The sequence below is a fragment of the Ruegeria sp. YS9 genome (genome assembly GCF_024628725.1).
GTDB lineage: Bacteria > Pseudomonadota > Alphaproteobacteria > Rhodobacterales > Rhodobacteraceae > Ruegeria > Ruegeria atlantica_C.
In genome coordinates this window covers 732,109-748,260 of the sequence record NZ_CP102409.1, presented here as the reverse complement: position 1 = coordinate 748,260, position 16,152 = coordinate 732,109, and the positions used below count along the sequence as shown (strand labels likewise).

Here is a 16,152-nt window from a genome sequence, read left to right as displayed (position 1 = left end):
ATCCGCGCGCCCGTTTGATTCATACTCCGCCGCAGACCGAGAGGGGCGTCAGACCCGTCCGGGCAGGCAAAAACGAGGCTCGAGTATGAAACAGTTCCTCATTATCGCATTTTGTGCGGCATCGCTGACGGCGGTTGCTCCGGTCGCGGATGCGGCGCAGATTAGGCAGGCGTGCATGGCGTCGGACCGCTCGGCCGCGACGCGGGACCGGTGCAGCTGCATTCAGCGCGTGGCCGATCAGGCGTTGACGCGCAGCGATCAGAAGACCGTGGCGAAATGGTTCAAGGACCCGCATCAGGCGCAGGTGCTGAAGATGTCGAAAACCGCGCGCGATGATGCGCTGTGGGATCGGTACCAGAACTTTGGCCAGATGGCGCAGGCGATCTGTAGCTGAGCCCTTCTGAAACCTTGACCTGATCCACGCTGCGCCCCAGAAAGGCGCAGCGAAAGGTGTATCTTATGGTGATGAAAGGGCTGACCCTGCGGGGCCTTGAGGTGTTCGAGGCTTTGGCGCGGACGGGATCGGTGGCACAGGCCGCCGAGATCACGGGGCTCAGCCAGCCATCCGTTTCCCAACAATTGCGCAATCTGGAAAAGGCTCTGGGCACCGAACTGGTCGACCACGGGCGCCGACCGATGCGCCTGACGCAGGCCGGGCGCAGCTTTCTGGTGCGGGCCGAGGCGGTTCTGGCCGAGCTGCAAATGGCACAAAGCGAATTGTCGGTCATGGATCTGGGGCATCTGACCACGCTGTCCATCGGGCTGATCGACGACTTCGACAATGATCTGACCCCGCGGCTGGCCACGTTGCTGGCAGACAGTCTGACCCGATCGAATTTCAAACTGATCACCTTGTCCAGCCTCGATCTGTTCGAGGCCTTGGCCGAACAACGCCTGCACATGGCCGTAACCGCCCATAGCGGAGAAGTTCTTGAGGGGGTGGTCGAGTACCCTCTGGTCCGGGATCCGTTCATTCTGGTTGCACCACAGGGGTCGGGCGGAGTGGAAGCGGTACAGAACAGCCTGCCGTATCTGCGCTATGCCCGCGAGCAACTGATCAGCCGGCAGATCGAGGCGCATATGGCGCGCGGCGCGCTAGAGTTCGAGGAACGGTTCGAGATCGGCTCGCACATGGCACTGATGGCCATGGTTGCACGGGGCCTGGGTTGGGCGATCACGACGCCGCTGGGCTTCATGCGCGCGGCGCGGTTCCATGAAGGGCTGGAGGCCCACCCTGCCCCGTTCGGGGATTTCTCGCGCAGCATATCATTGCTGGCGCGTACGGGCTGGTCCGATCAGGTACCGCAGGAGGTGGCGGGCATGACACGGCGTCTGATGCAGAACCAGATCGTGGACCCGGCTTTGGCCACACTGCCCTGGCTGAGCGGATCGCTGCGGGTGATCGGCGATTAACTGTCCAGATGGGCGGCAAGCCCCTCGACCGCCGCTTCGATCAGGTCCAGAGCGCCATCGAAATCCCGTGTGTAATATGGGTCAGGCACATGATCCGCGCCGGTTTCAAGGGCGAAATCGGTCAGCAGGCGAACCGGGGTGTCACTGTCGGCGGGGCGCAGATCCTCGATATCCGCGATGTTGTTGGCGTCCATGCCCAGGATCAGGTCGAAGCGGTCGAAATCGGCAGCCGTGAACTGACGGGCGCGCAGGTCACCCAGGTCAATTCCCCTGACCTTCGCAGCTGCCTGCATCGGGCCATAGGGCGGTTTTCCCGCATGCCAGCCCATGGTTCCGGCACTATCGGTTACGTGGTGCGGCGCGTGGGCGCGAAAAACGCCCTCTGCCGCAGGTGAGCGGCAAATATTGCCCAGGCAGACAAAGAGGATACGGTGTGACATGCACCAAGCTGTACCGCGCGGAGGAGAAATGGAAAAGATCGTGATTCTGACCGGGGCCGGAATATCCGCCGAAAGCGGGTTGAGCACCTTTCGCGATGAGGGTGGATTATGGGCCCAGCACCGGATCGAGGATGTCGCCACGCCGGAAGGATTCGCCCGCGACCCTGCACTGGTTCAGGGGTTTTACAATGCGCGGCGGGTTCAGGCCTCCAAGGTGCAACCCAATGCCGCTCATGAAGCACTGGCCCGGCTGCAACGGGACTGGCCCGGAGACGTCGTGATTGTCACCCAGAACGTGGACAGCCTGCACGAGGCGGGCGGCGCAAAAGGTGTCATCCACATGCACGGAACTTTGGCGGGCGCGTTGTGTTCAGCCTGCGGCCATCGCTGGACCGCCCCGCCCGAAATGGCGGTTGGGGAATCCTGCCCCGCCTGCGCGCGGCCCACTGCCCGGCCCGATGTGGTCTGGTTTGGCGAGATGCCTTATTTCATGGACGAGATTTATGACCACCTGAGAAGCGCGTCACTTTTTGCCGCCATTGGCACGTCGGGTCAGGTTTATCCAGCGGCAGCGTTCGTGCACGAGGCACAAGCGGCGGGCGCACGGACGATCGAGATCAATCTGGAACCGTCGCCGGGCACATCCGGGTTTGACGAACGTTTGGTTGGCAAAGCGACTCAAACAGTTCCCCGATGGGTCGGGCACCTGCTTGCGCCGCACACTTAAGGTACAGACAACACGCGCTTAATTCGGTTAGACTGCCCCCGAAACGACTGGAGGACGAGAAATGGCTGATCAGGACCCCCGGACCGGTGAAATTCTGGATGAAGGCAGCATGGCCGGGCGCGACATGCTGGGGGAGCAGCTTTCCAACCTGTGGTGGACCTTTCTGCTGCGCGGAGTGTTGGCCGGGCTTGTCGGCATTGCCGCACTGTTCTGGCCGTCGGGCAGCATCGCGTTGCTGCTGCGGCTGGTTGGTGTGCTGCTGATCCTCGATGGCGGCCTGACACTTTTGGGCGTTGGGCGTCGCGGGGTGATGGGTGGCGCTGCAATCGGTGCGCTTCTGATTGGGCTTGTCCTGCTGATCTGGCCGGAAGGCACGGTCAAACTGGCCTTTTTCCTGATGGGCGCCTGGGTGCTGATCATCGGGATCGGGTCGCTGGCGGCATCTGGGCAAATGCACGAAAGAGACCCGCAACGCGGCTCCATGCGCGTCTCGGGTTTCGTCGCGCTTGTCGTCGGGCTCGTATTGATGATCTGGCCAGCGGTCGCGCTTGTTGCACTGGGATGGGGTATCGCCTTTTCGGCACTCGCCATTGCCGCAGTCATGTTCTGGCTGGCGTCCCGATTCCGCCAGGCCGGTGACCGTGTTGGCCTGAAAACCATCAACAAATAGCACCAGCGGCAGCCACAAGGACAACAGGCCGGGCAATGCCCGGCCTGACGCATGGATGACGGCCGCAGCGCGGCCCGAAGACAGGCGTTGCCCTAGTTCGAATGTGATCCGTGCCCGCCCATGTCCTGACGCTCCAGATCGACCGGGATTTCGACTTCAACCTCGCCGGCCTTTTCGAAGATCAGCGTCACCGGAACCGTGGCACCCTGCTCGAACGGTGCCGTCAGCCCCATGAACATCACGTGGTCGCCGCCGCGTTTCAGCATGTGGGTTTCACCTGCCGGAATGGCAAAGCCTTCTTCGACATGCACCATCTTGGCCACGCCATTTTCGTCGACTTTGTGCGTATGCAGTTCAACCCGGGCAGCGGCATCCGAAGACGCGCCGACCAGACGGTCGTCCGCATCGCCCAGGTTCTGGATCATCATGAACGCGGCTCCTGCCTTGGCGGTCTTTCCCGACGACCGGGCATAGGCGTCATCGACTTTGATGGTGCCTTCGGCAAAAGCGGGCAGGGCCAGGGTCACAGCGGCCAGGGTTGCAAACAGAGTAGTTTTGAGGGACATCGTGCCTCTCCTGTATTGTAGGTTTGAAAAAGTTTTGTTTTCAGACACGTACAGGCGGCGCGCGCGCCGGGGTGCCGGGGACCGGCGAGGCGATTTGATTGACCAGATGTCGCAGCGGCGCTATCCGCGCCCGCTCTGGCGCCATGGGCATGGGTGGCTGGGCAACGGCGACCGCGCCCATCAGGGACAGCGCATAGTCTGGACAGTAATGCGGTGGTGCGGTCGGTTGCCCGTCTTCGTCCATATAGACAACGACCGGACCGGTGCCTGTGCACAACACCATCTGACCCACGGCCCTGTCCATGCCGCGGGACACAGCAAGGCCCTGCCCGGTCAGAACCAAAAGCAGGGACAGAACATAAGGCAGGAATCGTGTTATGGCTGGTCTCATCCTGACCCGGGTATAGGTCAGTCGGCAGAGTAGCTTCAAGCGCCAAAGGGTCGCGCTTGAAGCTGGTTTCAGTAATCAATTCCCGGTCGTTTCACCTTGCTTGTATTGAAGCTGGTGTGGGAACGATTCACCCTGCGCTGCATCCGCGTACAAGCCGAAATTGCTTTGCGAAAAACCGCGGCCAGAAACAGGAAAAGGTAGAAACTTTTTAACGTCATAGTGAGGCCCCCGCCTGATGAATAACAGTGACGTTAGGTCAGATTCGTGAGTCCGTATGTGAAGCAATTCACCAATGGCGAAAAATAATTTCGAAATTGAAAACAATGCAAGGCGGCAGCGGGCGTCTCAAAACGAAAAAGCCCTGCACCTCAGAGGTGCAGGGCCTGAAAACCGTAAGCGAAAAGGCTTAGGCCGTGGCTTGCGCCTTGGCAATTTCCTTCTTCACTTTCAGCGCGTTCGCCGACAGTTCTTCGTCCTTGGCTTTGGCCAGGAATGCGTCCAGGCCACCGCGGTGGTCAACCGAACGCAGAGCGGCTGCCGAGATGCGCAGCTTCACGCCGCGGCCCAGGGTCTCGGACTGCAAGGTAACGTCATTCAGGTTCGGCAGGAAACGACGACGAGTTCTGTTTTTGGCATGGCTGACATTGTTGCCAGTCATCGGGCCTTTTCCGGTCAGTTCGCAACGGCGCGACATGGTTTCTTCCTTTGTTTCTGGAGGCCGGGCACAAAGCCCTCGGCCAAATCACAAGGGGCACAACCCGAAGTCGCGCCCGAAAACTGGTTGGATGCGTGTAGTGGGAATCGCAGGAAGGGTCAAGACGGACCGGACGAATTCTTTCATTTTGCGCCCGCCTTTCAAACCTTGCCCCTTTCACCCCGTCAGCTCAGCGTGCCAAGCAGTTCCTCGGCCGCGCGGACCGGGTTCAGACGCCCGGCCGAGACTTCGGCGTTCAGGCGTTCCATCTCGACCTTGGCCTGCGGCGTGTCGAGCCGGGCCAGAAGGGCATGGCGGACCTCCTGATCGAACCAGTATCGCGCCTGCGCCGCGCGGTTGGCCTCCCAGATACCGTTGTCGCGGCGCCATTGGATCAGGGATTGCATCTCGTCCCAGGCTTGCTCCAGCCCCTGTTCTTCGACCGCTGAAACGGTCATTGCCTTGGGGAAACCTTCGGGATCCTGCGGGCGTTTGCGCAGCAATCGCAGCGCGCCGGCATAATCTGCGCATGTCCGGGTCGCCGTGGCCTTCAGGTCACCATCCGCCTTGTTGATCAGGATGATGTCGGCCATCTCCATGATGCCACGTTTCACACCCTGCAATTCATCCCCGCCCGCCGGGGCCAACAGCAACAGGAACAGGTCCGACAATTCGGACACCACCGTTTCGGACTGCCCGACGCCCACGGTTTCAATCAGCACCACGTCATATCCCGCGGCCTCGCACAGGGCGATGGCCTCGCGGGTCCGCCGGGCAACACCGCCGAGATGGCTCTGGCTGGGGGAGGGGCGGATAAAGGCGTTCTTCTCGCGGCTCAGGCGTTCCATCCGGGTTTTGTCCCCCAGAATCGACCCCCCTGACCGAGCCGAACTTGGATCAACCGCCAGAACCGCGACACGCAGCCCCTGCCCCGTCAGCATCATGCCAAAGCTTTCGATGAAGGTGGACTTGCCCACCCCGGGCGTACCCGACAAACCGATCCGCAGCGCCTGACGCCCCGATCCTGCGAGCTGGGCCAACAGCTCGCTGGCCTGTGCGCGATGATCGGCGCGGTTGCTTTCCACCAGAGTGATCGCACGTGCCAGCGCCCGGCGCTCGCCCTTCAAAATCCTGTCGCTGAGGTTGTCTGTCTGCATTCTTGTCCCGATCCTAGAGGCAGGAATAGTTGCCGCGCTCCGGGGGCGTTTGTCCAGACCGGAGGTCTCTGGAAATGCGATCAAGGCAATAGCTGCGTCAATTCGTGCGCCGCGTGACACTTCCGGTTATGGTCTTGGCACCATGGGTTGCACCAAGGTGCTCGCACCCTGCGAGAACTGGACGCCACCTGCATGATGGCGGATAAGAGCCGGATGACGATACGCCTGCCCATCGACGACGCCATACCCGAACTGCTGGACACTTTACGTGCGCAGGGTCGCGCGGTGCTTCAGGCACCACCCGGTGCAGGCAAGACCACGCGGGTTCCTCTGGCAATGCTCGAGGCAGGTCTGTGCGACGGCAGGATCGTGATGCTGGAGCCCCGGCGGCTGGCGGCCCGGGCCGCAGCCGAACGGATGGCCGAGACCTTGGGAGAGCGCACAGGCCAAACCGTGGGTTACCGTGTGCGCGGCGAGGCGAAAGTGTCGAAAGACACCCGGATCGAAGTGGTGACCGAGGGCATCCTGACCCGGATGCTGCAAACCGACCCCGATCTGCCCGGCATCAGTGCGGTGATTTTCGATGAATTCCATGAACAGTCTCTGAACGCCGATCTGGGGCTGGCCTTGTGCCTCGAGGTAACGGGCGCATTGCGGGACGATCTGATCCTGCTGGCCATGTCAGCCACGCTGGATGCAGATCCCGTCGGCGCGTTGATGGCGGCGCCTCTGGTCACATCGGACGGGCGCAGCTTTCCGGTTGAGACGCGCTGGCTGGATCGGCCATTGGGACCGCAAGCGCGGCGGTTGGATGGGTTGGTCGATCTGGTGGTTCAGGCCGAGCGTGAGACGCGCAAGTCAGGTGGTGGGATTCTGGTTTTCCTGCCGGGAGAGGGCGAAATCCGACGCGCTGAAAGCCTTTTGAACGGTCTGCTGCCCGACAGTTGCGTTGTGCGCCCGTTGTTCGGAGCCATGCCCTTTGCGGCCCAGCGAGCCGCGATTGCCCCGGTGGAACATGGGCGCAAAGTCGTGCTGGCGACGTCGATTGCCGAAACCTCGCTGACGATCCCCGATATCAAGGTTGTCGTGGACATGGGGCAGGCCCGGCGGGCTCGGTTCGATCCGGGATCGGGCATGTCACGGCTGGTGACAGAACGGGTGACCCGGGCCGAGGCCACACAGCGTGCGGGCCGGGCCGGACGTGTGGCCGAAGGGGTGTGTTACCGGCTCTGGTCAAAGGGGGAAGACGGTGCGCTGGCGGCCTACCCGCCTGCCGAGATCGAAGCGGCTGACCTGACCGGGCTGGCGCTGGAGCTGTCACTGTGGGGCGCTGACCCGGCCGATCTTGCCTTCCTGACTCCACCTCCCGAAGGGACGATGGCCGAGGCGCGGGCTTTGCTGACAATGCTGGGCGCACTCGATACCAATGGACGGATCACCGATCATGGGCGCGCCCTGGCAGCACTGCCCTTGCATCCCCGGCTGGGGCACATGCTTGTGCGGGCCGGTCCGAACGCGGCCCCCTTGGCGGCGTTGATGGCAGAGCGTGACCCCCTTCGCGGTGCGCCGGTGGATATCACCCTGCGGCAAGAGGCGCTGCGCGACCCCCGGGCCTTTCAGCGCAACAGGATCTGGCAGGTCAACATGGGCGCAGTGGATCGGATCAATGCCGAGACCAGACGGCTGCGGAAACAGGTCAAGGGCGACTCGGCTGATCTGAGCTCCGCCGCCATGGCTGCGCTGGCCTATCCTGACCGCATCGGGCAGCGGCGCAAGGGTGACGCGCCGCGCTATGTGCTGTCAGGGGGGAAAGGCGTTGTTCTGGACAGTGCGGATTCACTGGCCAACGCGCCGTTTCTGGTCGCCATCGACACGGATGGCAACCCGCGCGAGGCGAAGGTCCGGATGGCCACCCAGATTTCGGAACGCGACATCCGCGATCTGTTCGCGGATCAGATCCGCTGGGTCGAGACCTGCGCCTGGTCCAAACGCGAGCGGCGGGTCGTGTCGCGGCGGCAAGAGCGGTTCGGCGCGATCACATTGGACGACCGCATATGGAAGGACGTCCCCGACGACGCCGTGGCCCGCGCGATGCTGGACGGGATCCGCGATCTGGGCTTGCGGCTGGAAGGTGCCGCCGCGCGCCTGGCCGCCCGTGTCGAACTGGTGCGTGCCGATGGCGTTGATTTGCCCGATTTCTCTGTCGAGGGCCTGATGGCCGAGATGGACGACTGGTTGCTGCCCATGCTGTCAGGTGTCAAAAGCGCCGAAGACTGGAAGAAATTCGACCTTTTGCCCGCCCTGCGCGCGCGGTTGGACTGGGCACAGATGCAGGAACTGGACCGGCGCGCTCCGGGGTCATTTGAAACGCCCCTGGGTCGCAAGGTGCCAATTGATTACAGCGCTGCCGTGCCTGAAATCTCGGTCCGCTTGCAGGAGGTTTTTGGCGTGACCCGACACCCGGCAATCGGCGGCCAGCCTTTGAAGATCACCCTGCTGTCACCAGCGCAGCGCCCGATCCAGATAACGCGTGACCTGCCCGGTTTCTGGGCAGGCTCTTACGCGGATGTACGCAAGGACATGAGGGCGCAATATCCCAAACATCCCTGGCCCGAAGACCCGACCCGGGCTGATCCCACGCTGAGGGCGAAGCGCAGACGGGAATAGAGCCGTCAGAAAAACCCGAGCTTTGCCCAAAATCCACAAAACAACCCGGCAAACCCTCAAAAACCGGCCAAAATTGGAAGGTCTATTTGAAACCCACCATTTCCGGTGTTAAGTCATGTCGGCTTTGAAGGCATAGAGTAGACAGACAAAAAACTGATGAATGCATGGCTGCAAAATATCTGGGAAGAGGTCGGACGACCGCTGTTCCTGCGCCCCCGACGGGTGCAGTTTGCGGCGTTGTGCACCCGCGTTCATGACGGACAGGACCAGGTCCTTCTGATCACCAGCCGTGACACGAAACGCTGGATCATCCCGAAAGGCTGGCCCATCGATGGTTTGAGTGGCGCGGAAACAGCCCTTCAGGAGGCCTGGGAAGAGGCCGGGGTACGCGCGGATGCGGTTCACGATGAACCCATCGGTCAATTCACTTACGACAAGATCCTCAAAGACGGATCAGCGCAACCGGTATTGACCAATGTCTACAGGATTTCGGTACGTGCGCTGGCCGATGACTTTCCCGAGGCCGATCAGCGCGAGCGCAGCTGGTTTTCGCCGGCTGAAGCGGCCACGCTGGTGCAGGAGCCCGAGCTTCAGGCCTTGTTGCGCAAACTGTAAGGAATTCGCAACATTTTGATGGCACCCAGCTTGCCTGAGCAGCCGGATACCGTTAGTGGCGCACGATCCCTCAACATTTGACCAAGTTCATGTCTGACACGAATCCGAAACCACGCTGGCAAACGTTGGACAGCGACCTGCACCGAATTTCGCGGGTCGAGACCGCCAACATCCATGTCGCGCGCCACCTGCTGGCACCGGGGGTCGCGCTGGCCTTCATGGCGCTGGCCGGGCTGACGGCGGTGGTCCTGTTCGGTCGGGCGGATGGCAGCCATATCGTGGTCGCGGCGGCCGCGTTCGGGGCCTATATGGCGATCAATGTCGGTGCCAATGACGTGGCCAACAACATGGGCCCCGCGGTCGGCGCGAATGTGCTTACCATGGGCGGCGCCATCGTGATTGCCGCCATTGCCGAAAGCGCAGGCGCTTTGCTTGCGGGGGGTGATGTGGTCTCGACCATCTCCAAGGAGATCATCGATCCGGCCTCGGTGCAAAACAGCGAGGTGTTCATCTGGGCCATGATGGCGGCGCTGATATCGTCAGCCATGTGGGTCAACCTGGCAACCTGGATCGGCGCCCCTGTGTCCACCACGCATTCAGTCGTGGGTGGGGTCATGGGTGCAGGCATTGCCGCAGCGGGCCTGAGCGCGGTGAGCTGGGGCACGATGAGCGCAATTGCAGCCAGCTGGGTGATTTCGCCGATACTCGGGGGTGCGGTTGCGGCGGCTTTTCTGGCGCTGATCAGGTCAAAGATCCAGCATCAGGACGACAAGATTGCAGCCGCGCGCAAATGGGTGCCAATCCTTTTGGCGGTGATGGCTGGGGCCTTTTCCACATATATGTCCGTCAAAGGGCTGAAGCGGATCGTGACAATTGATCTGGAGATGGCTTTGCTGATCGGGTTGTCTGTGGGGCTTCTGGCCTGGTCCGTGACCGTCCCGTGGGTCAAACGCAAATCAGAAAGAATGGAAAACCGGACCCGGTCTCTGAAAACGCTGTTTGGCCTGCCGCTTGTGATCTCGGCCACGTTCCTGAGTTTCGCCCACGGCGCAAATGACGTGGCCAATGCGGTCGGCCCGTTGGCCGCGATTGTTCACGCGGCTGAATTCGAAGAGTTCGCCGCAACGGTTTCCATCCCGCTTTGGGTGATGATCATCGGAGCGTTCGGGATTTCCTTCGGTCTGTTCCTGTTCGGCCCCAGGCTGATCCGGATGGTGGGCCGCCAGATCACCAAGCTGAACCCGATACGCGCCTTTTGCGTCGCCCTGTCGGCGGCGATCACCGTGATTCTGGCCAGTTGGCTGGGCCTGCCGGTCAGTTCGACCCATATCGCCGTTGGTGCAGTCTTTGGCGTCGGCTTCTACCGCGAGTGGGATGCTGAGCGCCGGCGCAAACAGGGAAAGATTCAGCGCACAGCGCAACACCTTGCCCCGGAAGAATACCGCCGTCGCAAGCTGGTACGACGGTCGCATTTCATGACCATCGTGGCCGCATGGATTGTCACCGTGCCCGCCGCCGCAACCATGTCGGCCATCATTTACTGGGTGCTGACCGCATTCGCCTGAGCGATGACGTCAGAGCCTGATCTGTTCCGGCGACAACGGGTGATCGGGTGCATGTTTGATCAGGTCGGACACCTGCGTGCAGATGGGCGTTGGCACTCCGGTTTCGTGACCCATCCGGATGATATGCCCTTGCAGACTGTCAATTTCCGTTTGGCGTTCGGCCATGAGGTCATAGGCCATGGACGTTCGCGCATGCGGGTCGATCGTCAGCATCCGGGCCGCGATCCGGGTGAACAGCGGTGTCGGCAGCCGCAGAATATGCGGGGTCATCCATGCCGGAAGCGGTGTGGTCGAGGCCACGGGATGACCCGCCGCCTTGAGGACAGTCAGCGCCTCGGACATCTGATCCGCCATGAGATTGCGCCAGTCGCGGCTCATCAGTTGATCTACCAGCGCGAGGCCCGACAAGGCATTGAGCGCATTGTTCAGGTTGATCACCAGCTTGCCCCATTGCACAGCCTCGATCTGGTCGCTGGACGCAACGGGAAGGTCCGCGCAGCTCAGCTGCGCGGCCAGATCGCCGGCGCCGCTTTGGATGACGATCTCTCCGGACGTGGCCCGGTGATAGGTGGCGGGGGCCGTTGGCACCACGTTGAACGGAACCATTCCGGCGCGTATGTCGCGCCCGGGAAGGGCATTGCGCAGTGTTGTGGCGGCCTCGATCCCGTTCTGCCAGGACAGGACAGGCACGTCCCGGGGTGCAAAGGCACTTATCTGCTCGGCCATATCCGATGTTGCGCCAGATTTGACCGTTAAAATGACGAGTTCGGCCTGGCCCAGGCAGGCCGGATCTTCGCTGAGCACGAGCGATTCCGGCGGGACCGTGTAATCAAGGCCGTCAAAATCCGTGACCCTGAGCCGGCGCTCACGGATCGGGTCCAGCACATGTGCGCGTCCCAACAGGGTCACGGAGTGCCCCGACCGGGCCAGCAAGGCTCCGCAGAAGCAGCCAATGCTGCCTGCGCCTGCAAGGACAAGTTTCATGATACCCCCTCCGGTACACCCGAAAAGGATCACCGCAAACGACCCGTGACACAAGCCCGCTTGCCCCCGACGTCGCGTGCTAGCGGGCCAGCCGGGGTTTGGTGCGCTCAAGCTCTTTGGAAATAGGGATAAATTCCTGATCGTCACCCGGAGGCAGTTGAAATGCACCATTGGCCCAATCGGCGCTTTTCCACTCACGGGTTGCGGTTTCGATCTTTTCCTTCGAAGACGAAACGAAATTCCACCAGATGTAGCGGTCTTCATTCAGGGTCGCTCCGCCCAGCAGCATCAGCCGCGCGCCCAGTGCGCCCGCCGTGACAGACAGCTTGTCCCCGGGCCGGAACACCATCATGCGGCCCTCGTCAAACCTGTCGCCCGCGATTTCGACCGAACCTTGCGTGACATAGACACCGCGGTCTTCGTGGTCGTCAGGCAGAGGGAAGGACGCGCCGGGTTCCAATTGCACATCGAGATAGAAGGTTTCGGACAACATCGTGACCGGGCTGGTCTCACCATAGGCCGACCCCAGGATCAACCGGGCGCTGACGCCCGCATCCTGAAGATGCGGCAGCGCGGCCTGTTTGTGATGTTCGAAATCCGGGGCCATGTCCTCATGCGCTTCGGGCAAGGCGATCCAGGTCTGAATGCCGAACAGGCTGTGTTTCCTGCCTCGGGTCTCGTCGCTGGTGCGTTCTGAATGGGTCACACCACGGCCTGCGACCATCCAGTTGACTTCGCCGGGATAGATCATCTGATGTGTGCCAAGGCTGTCGCGGTGCTCGAACTCGCCCTGATACAGGTAAGTGACTGTGCCCAGACCGATATGCGGGTGGGGCCGCACGTCGATGCCGCCTTCGGTAATGAATTCAGCGGGCCCCATTTGATCGAAAAATATGAAAGGGCCCACCAACTGTCGTTTTACCGAAGGCAACGCGCGGCGCACTTCGAACCCACCCAGGTCACGGGCACGCGGGATGATTAATGTGTCCAGCGCCGGATTCTCCGAGATGCAGTCCGGATTGTGTGTCGGGTTCCAACTCATTTCAGCTCTCCCTTCGTTGCAGATGGTCAGGCCACCCGCGTTCACTCAGGTAAGAAATAGCCACGCAAAGCAGCCCATAAAGTGCACAATCGCACAGATTGAGTGCGGCGCCGTTCCAATCAACGCGGCCAAAGTTGCGGGAAAAACGGCCCGTCAATCCGATCCCCCTCGCCATAGCCTGCTGCCTCGAACTGCGCGCGCTCGTCCTTGGCCCAGTCGCCGCGATACCGGATGACACCATCAGGCGCCGTCATGCGAAGGGTGAAGCGCCGCACCGTTTCCGACGGCGTGATCGAGGACAGCCCGCCATGCAGCGTTCGCATGTCGAAGAAAATGCAATCCCCAAGCTCCAGATCCCATTGCAGCAAGTCATACGCGCCGGGGTCGGCATTGACATCAGGTGGCGGATGATAGGTCTGCCCGGCAACTTCGGTGGGTTGATGGCTGGGATGGCCATCGGCAAACCGCACCCGCATGAACAGCTTGTCCCACAGGTGTGAGCCCTTCACGAAAGCGATGCCGTTTTCCTTGGTCACGGGTTCCAGCGGCAGCCAAAGGACACACATCGTGCCTTCGAAGTCGAAGTAAGACAGATCCTGATGGAAGGGCGGGCGCGAGGTCGAGCCGGCCTCGCGCAGGAACCAGTTGTCCATGACAAGGTTGATGGATGGCGCCCCCAGCAACCCGGCAGCAAGCGGTGCGCAGGGGGAATTGTGAACGAATTCCTTGAATTGCGGGATCTTGTTCCAGGCCCAGTAGTCTTCGAAATAGCCCGGGGCGTTCGGATCCCTGGTATGACGGGTGAAATTGTCCGTCGGAGTGTCAAGGTCGGCGTCGATACCTGCGCGTAGCAATGACAACCAGTCAGATGAAAACTTCGACCGCAGAACAACAGCCCCATCGCGTTGGAAGGCGGCAATGTCTTCCTGTGTAACCAGATCTGCTGTCGTCATGGAAGGATCATCCCGATGTGTTTTGGTGGCCCCGAGCATCGCACCGCACAGCACGAGAGGTCAAAGAGATTCGTTTCGACGCACGGAATCAAACACAGAACCGTGAGGGTGCAGGTTTCCAACCGCGCACGGCCTCGGATTTTGAAAGAAACATGCTATGTTTCAGTTGGAAGCCGCAGACTGACAAGATTGGATCGCGTATTGGAGGTTTCTCGATGACAGATGCGTTGCTGTCCCGTCGTTCCCTGATCACCCAAGGTGCTGCCATTGTCGCAACCGGGGCCGCGGGACTTTTGGTGCCTGCCCGCGCAGCCGGGCTTGCGCCGACGCCTTCGATGCGGGGTGGATCAAACAACTATCGCCCCGGCGCGCCAATCGTGGACCGGATCGGTGGCGGCGGGTTCTGGATGACCGGCACCGTACGACGGGCGGGCGACGGCGCACCCCTGCCCGGCCAGCGCATTCAGATCTGGGCCCATACCACAGAAGGGCACGAACGTGACCCGCAAAGCCATGGGGCGACTTTGACGGATGAAAAGGGTGAATTCCGGCTGGAAATGCCGCAGATCGTTCCCGCATTCGGTCAACCGCACGGGCATCTGGCCTATGACAGCGACGCGTTCGAAACCGTGTTCCTGCGGCCTGTGATGTCCAGTTCCAAGGACAAGACGCTGGCTGCGCATTTCGTGTTGCAACCGTTCTGATCCCGGTGATCCCAACCGGTGTCATCTGGGCGACACTGATCGCCGCCCTTGCCGTTCCGCTGATCGCTGCGGCAGGCAGCCCCTACCTTGCATGGCGCGATCCTGTCTACATCCTCGGCGGGTTTGCCGGGATTCTGAGCCTGGATCTGCTGTTGCTGCAACCGCTTCTGGCCGGGAGATACCTTCCGGGATTGTCGGTAATGATGAGCCGCCACCTTCACCGCTGGATCGGCCTGTCCCTGGTGCTGGCGATCGTGGTCCATGTCGCGGGATTGTGGCTTACCAGCCCGCCGGATGTGGTGGATGCATTGTTGTTCGTCTCTCCGACACCGTTCTCGGCCTGGGGCGTCATTGCCATGTGGACAGCTTTCGGGGCGGCCCTGATGGGTGTCTTCCGCCAGCACCTGCGCCTGCGATTTCGTCTTTGGCGGCTGAGCCACACCGTGCTGGCCGGGGTGACGATTGTCGGCAGCGTTGTTCACGCCATGCTGATCGAAGGCACGATGGAGATCATGACCAAGACGGCGCTCTGCGCACTGGTCCTGCTGGCGAGCGCAAGCGCACTCGCCAAGCTGAAGGTGTGGGAGATCCGTCGGCGTCCTTAAACGCCCAGGCACCAGCGCATGACCGCCTTCTGCGCGTGCAGGCGGTTTTCGGCCTCATCGAAAATGACCGAGTTCGGTCCGTCCATAACCTCGGAGGTCGCTTCTTCCTCGCGGTGGGCCGGCAGGCAATGCATGAACAGCGCATCCGGTTTGGCATGCGACATGAGTTCAGCGTTGACCTGATAGGGACGCAGCATGTTGTGGCGGCGTTCCTTGGCCGACTGGGAATCATGCATCGAAACCCAGGTGTCTGCGACGACGAGGTCGGCGCCTTCCACCGCTTTGTGCGGATCCCTTTCGATCACGATTTTCGACCCTTTCTGGCGGGCAAACCCTATGAACTCTTCTTCCGGGTCAAGCTGAGCGGGGCCGGTGAAGGTCAGATCGAAGCCGAATTGACCGGCGGCGTGCAGGAAGGAGGCGCAGACATTGTTGCCGTCGCCGGTCCAGACCACCTTTTTGCCGGCGATGGGGCCGCGGTGTTCCTCGAATGTCAGAACATCAGCCATGATCTGGCAAGGATGGGTGCGGTCGGTCAGGCCGTTGATCACCGGCACGTCCGAATATTCGGCCATTTCGGTCAGGATGGTTTCATCAAAGGTGCGGATCATGATCATGTCGACATAGCGCGACAGCACGCGGGCGGTGTCGGCGATGGTTTCTCCGTGACCCAACTGCATGTCCTTGCCGGACAGCACCATGGTTTGCCCGCCCATCTGGCGCACGCCCACATCGAAAGACACGCGCGTCCGCGTCGAGGGCTTTTCGAAGATCAGTGCGACCATGCGGCCCGCCAGCGGCTGTTCGTCGTCGGGCGCGGCCTTGGGGCGGCCCAACCGGGCCTGTTTCATCGCTCCGGCCTGGTCGATCATGGACCGCAGCGCGGCGGCGTCGGTTTTGTGGATGTCGAGAAAATGATTCATGTCGGTTCGTTTCCTGGCTGTCGGTTGCCGGGGGCG

General features: G+C 61.6%; 18 protein-coding genes. 9 read left to right on the top strand and 9 right to left on the bottom strand.

Annotated elements, in window-relative coordinates; genetic code table 11:
• Window positions 1–85: 85 nt before the first annotated feature.
• Together NOR97_RS03875 and NOR97_RS03870 are read left to right on the top strand one after the other, a co-directional pair.
• A complete protein-coding gene (locus tag NOR97_RS03875; RefSeq protein WP_257600264.1) occupies window positions 86–394 on the top strand; it encodes a hypothetical protein in 309 nt (102 codons plus the stop codon).
• A 65-nt stretch (window positions 395–459) separates the two neighbouring features.
• Window positions 460–1,413 (top strand): LysR family transcriptional regulator, encoded by a 954-nt coding sequence (locus NOR97_RS03870; RefSeq protein ID WP_257600263.1) that lies wholly within the window; start codon window positions 460–462, stop codon window positions 1,411–1,413.
• Here NOR97_RS03870 and NOR97_RS03865 read toward each other — a convergent pair.
• A complete protein-coding gene (locus NOR97_RS03865) occupies window positions 1,410–1,853 on the bottom strand; it encodes a low molecular weight protein-tyrosine-phosphatase (RefSeq protein WP_257600262.1) in 444 nt (147 codons plus the stop codon). The two genes, NOR97_RS03870 and NOR97_RS03865, sit on opposite strands and share 4 nt — an antisense overlap.
• A gap of 28 nt (window positions 1,854–1,881) precedes the next feature.
• Between NOR97_RS03865 and NOR97_RS03860 the strand changes: the two genes are divergently transcribed.
• Both NOR97_RS03860 and NOR97_RS03855 read left to right on the top strand, forming a co-directional pair.
• Window positions 1,882–2,580: an NAD-dependent deacylase gene (locus NOR97_RS03860; protein ID WP_257600261.1), complete on the top strand. Its 699-nt coding sequence runs from the start codon at window positions 1,882–1,884 to the stop codon at window positions 2,578–2,580.
• A 61-nt stretch (window positions 2,581–2,641) separates the two neighbouring features.
• On the top strand, window positions 2,642–3,250 hold the full coding sequence (locus tag NOR97_RS03855) for an HdeD family acid-resistance protein (RefSeq protein ID WP_170345053.1): 609 nt from the start codon (window positions 2,642–2,644) through the stop codon (window positions 3,248–3,250).
• A gap of 92 nt (window positions 3,251–3,342) precedes the next feature.
• Here NOR97_RS03855 and NOR97_RS03850 read toward each other — a convergent pair whose 3' ends face one another.
• The 4 genes from NOR97_RS03850 to meaB all read right to left on the bottom strand — a co-directional run bounded on the left by NOR97_RS03850 (window position 3,343) and on the right by meaB (window position 6,058).
• Window positions 3,343–3,816 carry a copper chaperone PCu(A)C gene (locus NOR97_RS03850; protein WP_170345052.1) on the bottom strand — a complete coding sequence of 158 codons (474 nt, stop codon included), beginning with the start codon at window positions 3,814–3,816 and terminating at the stop codon, window positions 3,343–3,345.
• Window positions 3,817–3,856: 40 nt separating this feature from the next.
• A complete protein-coding gene (locus NOR97_RS03845) occupies window positions 3,857–4,207 on the bottom strand; it encodes a hypothetical protein (protein ID WP_170345051.1) in 351 nt (116 codons plus the stop codon).
• Window positions 4,208–4,613: 406 nt separating this feature from the next.
• Window positions 4,614–4,901 carry a 50S ribosomal protein L28 gene (rpmB, locus tag NOR97_RS03840; protein WP_050603240.1) on the bottom strand — a complete coding sequence of 96 codons (288 nt, stop codon included), beginning with the start codon at window positions 4,899–4,901 and terminating at the stop codon, window positions 4,614–4,616.
• Between the two features lie 185 nt (window positions 4,902–5,086).
• Window positions 5,087–6,058 (bottom strand): methylmalonyl Co-A mutase-associated GTPase MeaB, encoded by a 972-nt coding sequence (meaB, locus tag NOR97_RS03835; protein ID WP_257600260.1) that lies wholly within the window; start codon window positions 6,056–6,058, stop codon window positions 5,087–5,089.
• Window positions 6,059–6,250: 192 nt separating this feature from the next.
• Between meaB and hrpB the strand changes: the two genes are divergently transcribed.
• From hrpB to NOR97_RS03820, 3 genes are all read left to right on the top strand, one after another.
• Window positions 6,251–8,725 carry an ATP-dependent helicase HrpB gene (gene hrpB / locus NOR97_RS03830; protein WP_374041598.1) on the top strand — a complete coding sequence of 825 codons (2,475 nt, stop codon included), beginning with the start codon at window positions 6,251–6,253 and terminating at the stop codon, window positions 8,723–8,725.
• A gap of 156 nt (window positions 8,726–8,881) precedes the next feature.
• Complete coding sequence (locus tag NOR97_RS03825) at window positions 8,882–9,340, top strand: NUDIX hydrolase (RefSeq protein WP_257600259.1); 459 nt, start codon at window positions 8,882–8,884, stop codon at window positions 9,338–9,340.
• Between the two features lie 89 nt (window positions 9,341–9,429).
• A complete protein-coding gene (locus NOR97_RS03820) occupies window positions 9,430–10,905 on the top strand; it encodes an inorganic phosphate transporter (RefSeq protein ID WP_170345047.1) in 1,476 nt (491 codons plus the stop codon).
• 9 nt (window positions 10,906–10,914) lie between these two features.
• Here NOR97_RS03820 and NOR97_RS03815 read toward each other — a convergent pair whose 3' ends face one another.
• The 3 genes from NOR97_RS03815 to NOR97_RS03805 form a co-directional block, all read right to left on the bottom strand.
• Window positions 10,915–11,889, bottom strand: coding sequence for a 2-dehydropantoate 2-reductase (locus NOR97_RS03815; RefSeq protein ID WP_257600258.1), 975 nt, complete (start codon window positions 11,887–11,889; stop codon window positions 10,915–10,917).
• Between the two features lie 79 nt (window positions 11,890–11,968).
• Window positions 11,969–12,931: a pirin family protein gene (locus NOR97_RS03810; RefSeq protein ID WP_257600257.1), complete on the bottom strand. Its 963-nt coding sequence runs from the start codon at window positions 12,929–12,931 to the stop codon at window positions 11,969–11,971.
• 119 nt (window positions 12,932–13,050) lie between these two features.
• Window positions 13,051–13,884 (bottom strand): phytanoyl-CoA dioxygenase family protein, encoded by an 834-nt coding sequence (locus tag NOR97_RS03805; RefSeq protein ID WP_257600256.1) that lies wholly within the window; start codon window positions 13,882–13,884, stop codon window positions 13,051–13,053.
• Between the two features lie 215 nt (window positions 13,885–14,099).
• Between NOR97_RS03805 and NOR97_RS03800 the strand changes: the two genes are divergently transcribed.
• Both NOR97_RS03800 and NOR97_RS03795 read left to right on the top strand, forming a co-directional pair.
• The gene (locus NOR97_RS03800; protein WP_257600255.1) at window positions 14,100–14,588 is read left to right on the top strand and encodes a twin-arginine translocation pathway signal; all 489 of its coding nucleotides are present in this window, start codon (window positions 14,100–14,102) and stop codon (window positions 14,586–14,588) included.
• Window positions 14,589–14,593: 5 nt separating this feature from the next.
• Complete coding sequence (locus tag NOR97_RS03795; RefSeq protein WP_374041597.1) at window positions 14,594–15,193, top strand: ferric reductase-like transmembrane domain-containing protein; 600 nt, start codon at window positions 14,594–14,596, stop codon at window positions 15,191–15,193.
• Here the strand turns inward: NOR97_RS03795 and argF are convergent.
• On the bottom strand, window positions 15,190–16,116 hold the full coding sequence (argF, locus tag NOR97_RS03790) for an ornithine carbamoyltransferase (protein WP_257600254.1): 927 nt from the start codon (window positions 16,114–16,116) through the stop codon (window positions 15,190–15,192). The two genes, NOR97_RS03795 and argF, sit on opposite strands and share 4 nt — an antisense overlap.
• Between the last annotated feature and the right edge of the window lie 36 nt (window positions 16,117–16,152).